At 28.2% G+C, this 9,403-nt stretch carries 16 protein-coding genes and 1 pseudogene; 16 read left to right on the top strand and 1 reads right to left on the bottom strand.

Translation table 11 applies throughout. From position 1 onward, the window contains the following. From B2S02_RS14110 to B2S02_RS14180, 15 genes and pseudogenes are all read left to right on the top strand, one after another. Nucleotides 1-378, top strand: a pseudogene (locus tag B2S02_RS14110) (hypothetical protein); the annotation flags it as partial. A gap of 88 nt (nt 379-466) precedes the next feature. Continuing rightward, nucleotides 467-697: a hemolysin XhlA family protein gene (locus B2S02_RS14115; RefSeq protein ID WP_150844901.1), complete on the top strand. Its 231-nt coding sequence runs from the start codon at nt 467-469 to the stop codon at nt 695-697. Between the two features lie 15 nt (nt 698-712). Beyond that, nucleotides 713-994, top strand: coding sequence for a phage holin family protein (locus B2S02_RS14120; protein ID WP_346920933.1), 282 nt, complete (start codon nt 713-715; stop codon nt 992-994). A 51-nt stretch (nt 995-1,045) separates the two neighbouring features. Next, nucleotides 1,046-1,933 carry a glycoside hydrolase family 25 protein gene (locus B2S02_RS14125; protein WP_346920934.1) on the top strand — a complete coding sequence of 296 codons (888 nt, stop codon included), beginning with the start codon at nt 1,046-1,048 and terminating at the stop codon, nt 1,931-1,933. Between the two features lie 473 nt (nt 1,934-2,406). Beyond that, entirely contained in the window at nt 2,407-3,567 is a 1,161-nt protein-coding gene (locus tag B2S02_RS14130; RefSeq protein WP_346920935.1) for a C39 family peptidase, read from the top strand. 148 nt (nt 3,568-3,715) lie between these two features. Then, on the top strand, nt 3,716-4,144 hold the full coding sequence (locus tag B2S02_RS14135; protein ID WP_346920936.1) for a hypothetical protein: 429 nt from the start codon (nt 3,716-3,718) through the stop codon (nt 4,142-4,144). A 582-nt stretch (nt 4,145-4,726) separates the two neighbouring features. Continuing rightward, nucleotides 4,727-4,897, top strand: coding sequence for a hypothetical protein (locus B2S02_RS14140; RefSeq protein WP_346920937.1), 171 nt, complete (start codon nt 4,727-4,729; stop codon nt 4,895-4,897). Nucleotides 4,898-4,899: 2 nt separating this feature from the next. Continuing rightward, a complete protein-coding gene (locus B2S02_RS14145; RefSeq protein WP_346920938.1) occupies nt 4,900-5,091 on the top strand; it encodes a hypothetical protein in 192 nt (63 codons plus the stop codon). A gap of 201 nt (nt 5,092-5,292) precedes the next feature. Further along, the gene (locus B2S02_RS14150) at nt 5,293-5,883 is read left to right on the top strand and encodes a hypothetical protein (RefSeq protein WP_346920939.1); all 591 of its coding nucleotides are present in this window, start codon (nt 5,293-5,295) and stop codon (nt 5,881-5,883) included. 82 nt (nt 5,884-5,965) lie between these two features. Then, entirely contained in the window at nt 5,966-6,130 is a 165-nt protein-coding gene (locus B2S02_RS14155; protein ID WP_346869436.1) for a hypothetical protein, read from the top strand. 97 nt (nt 6,131-6,227) lie between these two features. Then, nucleotides 6,228-6,386 (top strand): hypothetical protein, encoded by a 159-nt coding sequence (locus B2S02_RS14160; protein ID WP_346920940.1) that lies wholly within the window; start codon nt 6,228-6,230, stop codon nt 6,384-6,386. Then, nucleotides 6,374-6,520, top strand: coding sequence for a hypothetical protein (locus tag B2S02_RS14165; RefSeq protein ID WP_346920941.1), 147 nt, complete (start codon nt 6,374-6,376; stop codon nt 6,518-6,520). The genes B2S02_RS14160 and B2S02_RS14165 overlap by 13 nt, the downstream gene beginning before the upstream one ends. Next, nucleotides 6,517-7,701 (top strand): FtsK/SpoIIIE domain-containing protein, encoded by a 1,185-nt coding sequence (locus B2S02_RS14170; RefSeq protein WP_346920942.1) that lies wholly within the window; start codon nt 6,517-6,519, stop codon nt 7,699-7,701. The genes B2S02_RS14165 and B2S02_RS14170 overlap by 4 nt, the downstream gene beginning before the upstream one ends. Further along, nucleotides 7,685-8,221: a hypothetical protein gene (locus tag B2S02_RS14175; RefSeq protein WP_346920943.1), complete on the top strand. Its 537-nt coding sequence runs from the start codon at nt 7,685-7,687 to the stop codon at nt 8,219-8,221. Before B2S02_RS14170 ends, B2S02_RS14175 begins: the two co-directional genes overlap by 17 nt. Before the next feature lie 126 nt (nt 8,222-8,347). Then, nucleotides 8,348-8,740 carry a metal-dependent hydrolase gene (locus B2S02_RS14180; RefSeq protein WP_346920944.1) on the top strand — a complete coding sequence of 131 codons (393 nt, stop codon included), beginning with the start codon at nt 8,348-8,350 and terminating at the stop codon, nt 8,738-8,740. A gap of 13 nt (nt 8,741-8,753) precedes the next feature. Here the strand turns inward: B2S02_RS14180 and B2S02_RS14185 are convergent, their stop codons facing one another. Further along, entirely contained in the window at nt 8,754-8,933 is a 180-nt protein-coding gene (locus tag B2S02_RS14185; protein WP_346920945.1) for a hypothetical protein, read from the bottom strand. 126 nt (nt 8,934-9,059) lie between these two features. On the opposite strand from B2S02_RS14185, the gene B2S02_RS14190 reads away from it, so the two are divergent. Continuing rightward, nucleotides 9,060-9,353 carry a helix-turn-helix transcriptional regulator gene (locus B2S02_RS14190; RefSeq protein ID WP_346920946.1) on the top strand — a complete coding sequence of 98 codons (294 nt, stop codon included), beginning with the start codon at nt 9,060-9,062 and terminating at the stop codon, nt 9,351-9,353. Nucleotides 9,354-9,403: the final 50 nt, after the last annotated feature.

Here is a 9,403-nt window from a genome sequence, read left to right on the forward strand (position 1 = left end):
TTTGATGCTGGTTATAAAGAATTTGAAGCACATAAAATTTATGGTATTGAAGAAAAAGAGAATATAATTAATGTGTATATGTATTCATTATGCAGAGGATACTCATTAAGTAATAAAAAGTTTTATATGAAAGGGGAATACTCACATCCAGTATTCATGACTTTAAAGAAAAATAATGACAAGTATAGTGTTGTTGAATTTAAAGAGGCTGAGTATGGTATTGACTATGAAGAATCTATAATGAATATGTTCCCTAATGAATATGTAAAAAAAGCCTTATATGATACTGAATATTCTGCTGGATTGAGTGGAAATATAAGAAAACAAGCTAAGAGGTGGTTAAAGGAAGAAGGCAAAGATAATTTTTCTCTAGAATAAATTATATTTATATGTAAATTAAGATTTTTATATACCGTATTATTCAAATGAATATGCGGTATTTTATTATGCAAAAGGAAGGTGTAAGATGAGTGAAGCTGATGCAATACAAGAGGTGAGAGAGAGTTTAATAGAGATAAAAGGCTTGCTTAAAAATATGAATGATACCAATGAACTTAAACTTAAAAACTTTGAGGAAAAGTTAAAGGTTGCAAACAATAGAATTTCAGATTTAGAAGATGCTAATAGATGGTTATGGAGAGCAGTTGCTGGAGCTTTAATAAGTGCAGTAATTGCTTTTTTAATTAATTTTAAATAAGAAGGAGAGATAATTATGGATTTAATGACTTTTGTACCAGAACATTTACTTATTTTAATTGTAGCTACTTATGTAGTTGGAAGATTTCTAAAGAAAATAGATGGATTTAAAGATAAGTATATAACTATTGCACTTATGGTATTTTGTATTACCTTTGCTATACTGCTAACTTTAGTAAATGCAGAATACAAAAGAATGTTTGATGCTATAGTAAATGCTGTTTTACAAGGTATCCTATGTTGGGGTGTTAGTGTAGGTATTAATCAAACTTATAAACAAATTAATAAGCAAGAATAGTTTACAGAGTGGGAGTAATCTCACTCTTTTAAATTTAAGGAGGAATGGATTATGAATTTAAAAGGAATAGACGTGTCACATCACCAAGGGAATATTGATTGGGATAAGGTTAAAAGTCAGATAGGCTATGCAATTCTAAGTGTAGGATATGGTGATAACATAACAAGCCAGGATGACAAACAATTCAATAGAAACGCTAAAGAATGTACTAGACTAGGAATACCATTTGGAGTTTATATTTATTCTTATGCAACATCAACAGTTCAAGCTAAGTCTGAGTCAGAGCATGTATTAAGACTAATAAAAGGATATAAGTTAGACTATCCAGTTTACTATGATCTAGAAGATGCCAATACAACAGGAAAGTGCTCTAATAAGCTTATAGCAGATATGACAGAAGTATTTTGCAATGCTATTGAAAAGGCGGGTTATTGGGCAGGGATTTATGCAAATACTAGTTGGTTTAATAACAAGCTAACAGATTCTAGGTTCAATAAATGGGTTAAGTGGGTGGCTCAATACAACTCTGTATGTACTTATAAAGGCAACCATGATATGTGGCAATATAGCAGCTCTGGTAAAGTAAATGGGATTACTGGGAATGTGGATATGAATTATTGCTATATAGATTATCCAGTATTGATAAATAGGAAAGAAACTATTATAAAACCAGTTAATAAGGAGGACGTTAAAGTGGATTATATTATTCAATATTCTAATGCAGTAGATCAAAATATAGCGGAGGTAATGGCAGATAGGCTTAACTGTCCAACAATAAACTGTTTAAGACCATATGCACATTATGGACAATATAAAACAGTTATTGCAGTAGGAGAGGCTAAGAATAAGAGTGGTTATACAAATGTACTTATCCAGGGTAAGGATAGGGAAGAAACTTTAGATAAAGCTATAGCTTATTGTAAGAAGTTAGGTAGATAATATTAAAGGCTAGTAGGGAATAAATCCTTACTAGCCTGTTTTTATGTTATTAGAAGATATATTAATAGTTTTAAATATTATTAGAGTAACATTAGTAGTTTCCTTTTTAACTATTTATATAAAACTATAAGATATATAACAAATAAATATAGCATTAATTGATTGAATTTATATACATTTTTAGTTATAATAAGTAAAAAAGGGGGTTATTATATTGATTGTATGTAAGTTTAATGTAATAAACTATTTTCCTATTTTGGATTTTTTTATACCCGAAACACCGTTAAATCCATTAGGTAACTCTATATACTTTGATGATAATACATATCATACGATAAGTATATGAAAGTAGTAATGAAATCCAACCAATCATTAAAAAGTATTTTAAATTGTATAGTCAGAATATAAAAGCAGTTTTGCAATTATATACATTTAAATCTAACTACAAAAGTAATTATATGAGGAGCGGTATTATGAAGAAATATATAATTTTAGTTATGAGTTTATTTTTAATTTTTATGTTTCCCATGTCAGTATTTGCTGATGATATATCAGTAAATGAAAGTAAAAATATTGATGAAGAAAGAGTTGTAAAAATATCTGAAAACTTTATTGAGGACATTATAGCTAATGATGAAAGTACAACTTGGACAAATGATACAATTATAGATAATATAGTTGAGACTTATGATGTTGATGGAAATATTAATGCATATATACTTAATCTTAAGACAAAAGGCAACCCTACAGGATATATATTAATTGAAGTATTTGATACAGAAAATCCTATTATAGCTGAGTTTGGATATGATGGAGTATATTATATAACTAATAAAGATATAAATAAAAATATAAGTGAAGATATGATATATATAGGAAATAGAGAGTTTGTTGTAGAAGATAATGGGTCATATATAGATGCAGCAAGTAGTGAAAAAACTGATATAAGTGAAGAAGAACTTAGAGAAAATTACCAAAGTCAGATTAATATTAACAATTTAGAAGTTGTACAGAAAAAGTTAGAGAAATCTATGACATCTAGAAATATAAGTGCAAAACAAGTAGTATATTCAAGTGTAAGTTTACCTAATCTTTGGGCTGGAGGTTCATACTCTAAAGATTTTTTACCAATGAAAACAAGTGATTTTTCAGGATATTCTAAGCATTGTGTACCTACTTGTGGAATTAATATGCTTAAATATTGGTCAGAAAGAAGAGGAAAAACCAATTTAATTTATACTAGCAATTATAACAATGCGTTTGCACACCTTCGAGTTGAAATGAAACACAGCAATTCTTCAGGAACAAGTGACAGTGATGGATATAATGGCATGAAGAGTTATATATCAAAATATAAACTTAGATCACAATTAGGAAGTAATTATGCAACACCAAAAAATTTTGATTGGAAGTGGATAACTTCGCAAATAAATAATGGGAACGCTCTTTATATAGGAAAAACATTACAAGATTACGATGGTAGAAATAGTGGGCATGCATTTTTGGGTGTAGGATATCAAAATACTTCTGATGGAGAATATATAAGAGTATGTGATAATTGGGATACATCACTTTCCCATTTTGTTAAATATAAATGGTCTAACATAGATGCTATATGGTATCTAAGATGGTAAAATGTTTCTTATAAATATCACTTTAAGTGTCTGGTTAAATAAATAATAAAATCAATATAAATTTATCACAAGAGTTTTAATGCGAGTTGAAATAAGTTTAATTTTCTATCAAACATTGCAATTAGATTATGTAAGAGGAGGATTTTATATGAAGAAAAAAAGTATCTGGTTAGTGATTATAGCTATAATTATTATAGGTTTGATTTTACAATCATTTTTTATATCGAAGAATTTTGAAGGCATACTAGGTATAGATTTTAAAAATGTAGATAAGATACTTATGAGCTCTGGAACCTATGGAAAAACTGTAGAAATAACAGATAAAGATGAAATTGAGCAATTTTTAAATCAGTTTGCAAATACTAAAGTTAAAAAAAGCTTTAGCCAATCAAGAAAGAAAGGATATTGTTTGGAAGCAAGATTATTTATTAATGATAAACAAGTAGGTTCATTTAATTATGGTTATGATCAGATAAGTATATATAAAAATGATAAAGAAACAAAATATATTTCTAATACAAATATAGATGAAAATAAAATTAATGAAATAGAAATAAATTATAATTTGAGAAATTAAATAAAAGACGCTTAAATAATTTATCGTGTAATATGAGTTATATGGAATAGTGGAAAGATATATATATTAAAAGTAAAAAGAATGGCTTTAGTATAAAGATATAATAAAGGTCTAGATTTTATATAATTTAATCAAAATAAAAGTATGAGTTTTTAGATTAATATGCTTATCTAGTTATAGTTTTACTTAAAACAACTAAAGGTTAGTAAGGATTTATTCCCTACTAGCCTGTTTTTTTTGTATAAGCACATGGTTTAAGATGTATTTAGATTATAGACAAAAATATAATATTTAAACATATTTTGCGCTAATTTTTAGAATAATATATAAAAAAAGGTTGACACTTCATACTATCCGTAGTATAATTAAAGTATAGAAAGGAGGTAGTAAGGTGCTGAAAGACATATTAGAAATAGTGGTTTTAACACTAACAATAGTAAAACTTCTAAAAGAATTAAAACCAAAGAAAAAAAGACAAAAGAAAAAGCGCCCCCACCAAAGGAAACGCTAAACAAAGGACAGAGGGAAATGCAACTTCCCTCTTCCATCCTTATATATATTATACCAGCACCTTAGAAAAATATGAAGAACAAAATTAATCTTAGTATCGACATAATTGTATTAGTAATAACAGCCATATGGATTTCAGACTTGAGTTTCTCCGATTTAACCACTATGCAGTATATTGGGTTAGCATTAGCTGTAGTAATGGTAATATTAATGATCATTAAATTTGTCAAAAAGGGGGAGTAAGAGTGGAAAATAAAACATCAACACAAACCGAAGCTAATAAGAAATGGCAACAAAAAAACAAAGAATACTCTAATTATTTGAAAAGTAGAAGTACATCTAGAAGCTTTATAAAAAATAAAGCTACACTAGAGGATTTAGGAGAACTAGAAAAATTAATAGATGAAAGAAAAGAACAGTTAGAGAGCCTAGAGTAAATCTAGGTTCTTTTATTTTATTATAAACATTAACACCAACACCATAAAGAAAGATAATATCCCAAGTATAGATCCTAAAGTTAGAATTATTTTAGTCAAAGATTTCACTATTTCCATGTAATCACCTCATGTTGTAAATATTGACAAAGTGTGAATATATTATACAATGTAAATATAATAGAAATTTATGGGGGTTATTTAATGAAGAAAATATTTAGTTTATTATTATGTGGAATAATGATATTAGGGTTAGTTGGGTGCGGAAGTACTAAAGGATTGGTTAGTAAAGTAGAAAGTAAGTATGATACAAAATTAGAGAAGGAAAGTAATGACTATAAATTAATTCAATATTATGAGCATTCAATAGATGTGTTAACCGGGTATTATAATAAAACAAAAGGTTTGATAGAAAAAGATGGGACTCAAGAAGAGTATCAAGGCATATATGAAGAATACGAAAAAGATAAATTAGCATTAATAGAAGAACGAAATAAAATTACAGGAGATAATCCGACTGAGGATGAATGGACATTCTTCAGTGATGAAATTCAGAAAAAATTCGACTTTGATTCAGCATTTTTGGGCGAAAAGTATTTAAGCACAATGCTCATGAGTGATTTAGATAATGACATAATACAAATGGATTATAATATAGATAAATTGAACGAAAACATCAATTACATGTTATCTGACGGAGTAGAAGGAAATTCAGAAATGATAAAATTAAGTTATGAAGATTCTACAAAAAATATTGAAATTATAAATAAGTGCATTGAAAATATAGAAAAGTAAATTTAGGCTAGGGTATTCCTAGTCTTTTTGTTTAAAGGAAATTTATGGTATGTGTAGAATAGTATATTGTAGGGGTGGTGTTATGGTTAAGAAAGGATATGAAAGAGTAGATGTAACTTTTTCTAAGACTTCTGATATAGAAATGCAATTGTATAAATATATAGAAGAAAAAGGACAACTAATAGGAAAAGGGAAGTATATTAAACAACTTATATTAGAAGATATGAAGAAGGCTCATAGAAAATAGAGCCTTTATTTTTTTATAAATATTTCGGAACTTTTAGGAAACTTTTGGTACTAGATTGCATATAGATATATTAAGAAGTAAGAAAGTGGAGGAAGTTATGGTAAATAAGATTACAGTTAGTTTCAAAAGCACCACAAAAGATATGAAATTATTCGTAACAGTTAATAGCCAAGAAGAGAAATCAGATTTTATTAAAAAGGCATTAGAATATTATATTAAGCACTTAGATAAGGAGAATGTTCAATGTTTGGATTAGATTTATTGATTCTCAATGGCATAAAAAGCTTAGCAATTTTCACAGGAACTTTAAAAGAAGGTTTAATAATACTTAGTGGTATTATTATTTATTCAATATCAGCAGTAAAAGTGGAGGGGAGGAATAGCAAGTGATTACTGAATTTGCTATAGCTGGTGCTGGTGTAGCACTATATAGAAACCTAGACAAAATTAAGCTAAGGAAGAAATGGAAACAGATTACCTACTCTAAAAGTCAATTTACTAACAACCTTGAAAAAACTCTTAAAATATGGAGAATAGACCGAACACCTTATGGATATGACATAATTACTGAGTTGCCCTATGGATATACATTTGAAAATCTTAATAGAGATATAGATATATTTAAAGAAGGCTTACATTTCCAATCTATACAACTAAGCCAAGTTAATAACATGGTTATTATGAACTGTGTGGCTAATTACAAATTCAAAGGTTATTCACCTATGCAATTACCTCCTAATAAAATTCTAATAGCTGATGGACTCATTAAGCCTATTATAGTAGATATGAACAAATTTCCACATATGCTTATTGGAGGAGATACAGGAACAGGTAAGTCTAGAATATTATTATTAATACTAACTAACTTAATTAAGTATTGTAGCTATATAGATTTACACTTACTCCAGATACGTAAAAACGACTTAGGGGTATTTCAAAATTGTGCACAAGTAAAAACATACTCCAAGACATTGGAAGAGGTTTTAAAAGAATTAGAGAGCATAGATAAGGAATGTAGAAGAAGAGAAAAACTAATAGATAATACTAAGGGGTATTATAATATTGAGGATTATAATAAAGATAATGGGAATAAACTTAAATACACCTATGTTGTAGTGGAGGAGTTTAGTTTCCTTAATATAAGTCGAGGAGATAGTAAAGAAGAAAAAGCATTAAAAACTAAATGTCTAAAGCACCTTAAAATGATAGTTAATGTTGGTAGAAGTAGTGGTGTATTTCTTATTACTGCATTGCAAAAGCCGACTTCTGACAGTATCCCTTCCGATATTAAAGCTCAACTATGTACTAGGGTATCTTTGAAGATTGCAGATGGCCCAGCTTGTAAGGTTATCTTGGGGAATGAAAATGCAACTAAGCTTGGAGAAAGAGAAATTATATGTAGGACTTTAGAAGAGGAAAAAGGATATAGTTTTACCATGGATCATAATCTGGTTATGGAAAATATTAAGAAGAGAATAGTAGAAAAGAAAATAGAGATAGAGAAACCAAAGGAAGTTATCGAAAGTGACCTAAGCAATATTTTGGAGATCCTAAATGGAATTAACGGATAGAGATATTCAAATTATTAATTTTATTACTGAGAATACAGGAGCAACCATAGGACAATTACAGGAGTTGTTCTTTCCAAGTTATAGCATGGCCGCTAAAAGATTAAAAATACTTGCAAATAATAAGTACCTTAAAGAAACCATACACCCTACACTAGGTAAGAAAGTTTATTATATAAAGAAAATACCCTCTTTTCATACACTGGTTTTAACGGATATCTTAGTTGAACTTAAAGACCGAGTCACCTATATGAAAAGAGAGTATGAAATAAATAAAAAATTTATTGACTGTATATTTATATTAAAAAATGGGCAAATTATAACCGTAGAAGTAGATATTTTTAATAGGACAAAAGAAGAAAAATTACTCAGTATTTATGAGGAATTGAGCAAAACAAATGCTCCTGTGACAATGCTAGTTGTAAGCAAACATAAACGTCGTGTTGGGCCAGGCGAGAAGAAAAATAAAAATATTAAAAACATAAGAATAGAAGAAATTAAGGAAGTACTAAAGAAAATATAGTAAGTATCATGAAATAAACTAAAGAGGAAACCTTAGTAATATACCCAACTAATTTAACTTTGCCTATCCATATCGTTGGATAGGTTTTTTTATATACTTTTTGAGAGAACGGGAGGTTGTAAGAGCATGATGAAACGAACACACATAGCTATAGGTGTAGCTGCTACATTACCAATAATAATCAGTAATCCAATAGCAGCAACGGGAGTGTTAGGATCTGTTGTTCCGGATTGGGATTATCTTTTAGGAATAAAACATAGAACTTATACACATTCACTATTAGTATTAATTATAAGTAGTATTTCTATACTAATCTTAAATAAGTGGATAGCTCTAGTATGGTTTATAAATTTTGCATTGCATCTAGTAGCAGATAGTTTTACTAAGATGGGAACACCATATTTATATCCATGGAGAAAGAGTTATTATGGATATAAATTAATTAAGACTAGAGGTGCAGAGGATTATTTTATACAAGCACTAGCTATAGCTTTTATAATGTTTGTCTATGTAGCATAAAAGACTAAGGATATTAAACCTTAGTCTTTTGCATTTTTACTTTCTTAATAGATTTATGTAATATTTTAGATTTTTCTTTATTGCTTAAATTTCTATTCAAATATATTATTAACACACCTTTGTATTTAGTAATAAAGTATTTGAAACTAGATACTTCCTTAATTATTATTCTTAACCCCTTATAATTTATCATTGCCCAAACCTCCTAAGATGTAAATTAAACTTGCATTAATATCATATATGCTAGTTTTCTATGCAAAATGGAAAAATCCTTCTTTATATATCATATTTTTGCTAAAATTTATGTGAGGTGGGGAATGTGATAGGAGATAGATTAAAATTGCTTAGGTTAGAAAGAGACTTAAGTCAAGAAGATATAGCTAATACATTTAATATAACTCGACAAGCATATAGCTCTTGGGAACGTAATGAGTATGAACCAAGTTTGGACACAGTCTCCAAGTTAGCTCAGTTTTACAATGTAACTATAGATTATTTATTTGGTAAAACTAATATAAGAGAAGATGTTTATAAAGATCCAAAGCTTCAAGAATATATAAATGAATGTGTTAAAATATACAATAGATTCTTAAAACAGAAAGACCATGATTAAATTTCATGGTCTTTTATTTTAGGTGAAATTTAAACTGTAGTGCATGTGCA

Origin of the sequence: Clostridium sp. UBA7339, assembly GCF_002470865.1 — a bacterium.
GTDB classification, from domain to species: domain Bacteria; phylum Bacillota; class Clostridia; order Clostridiales; family Clostridiaceae; genus Clostridium_J; species Clostridium_J sulfidigenes.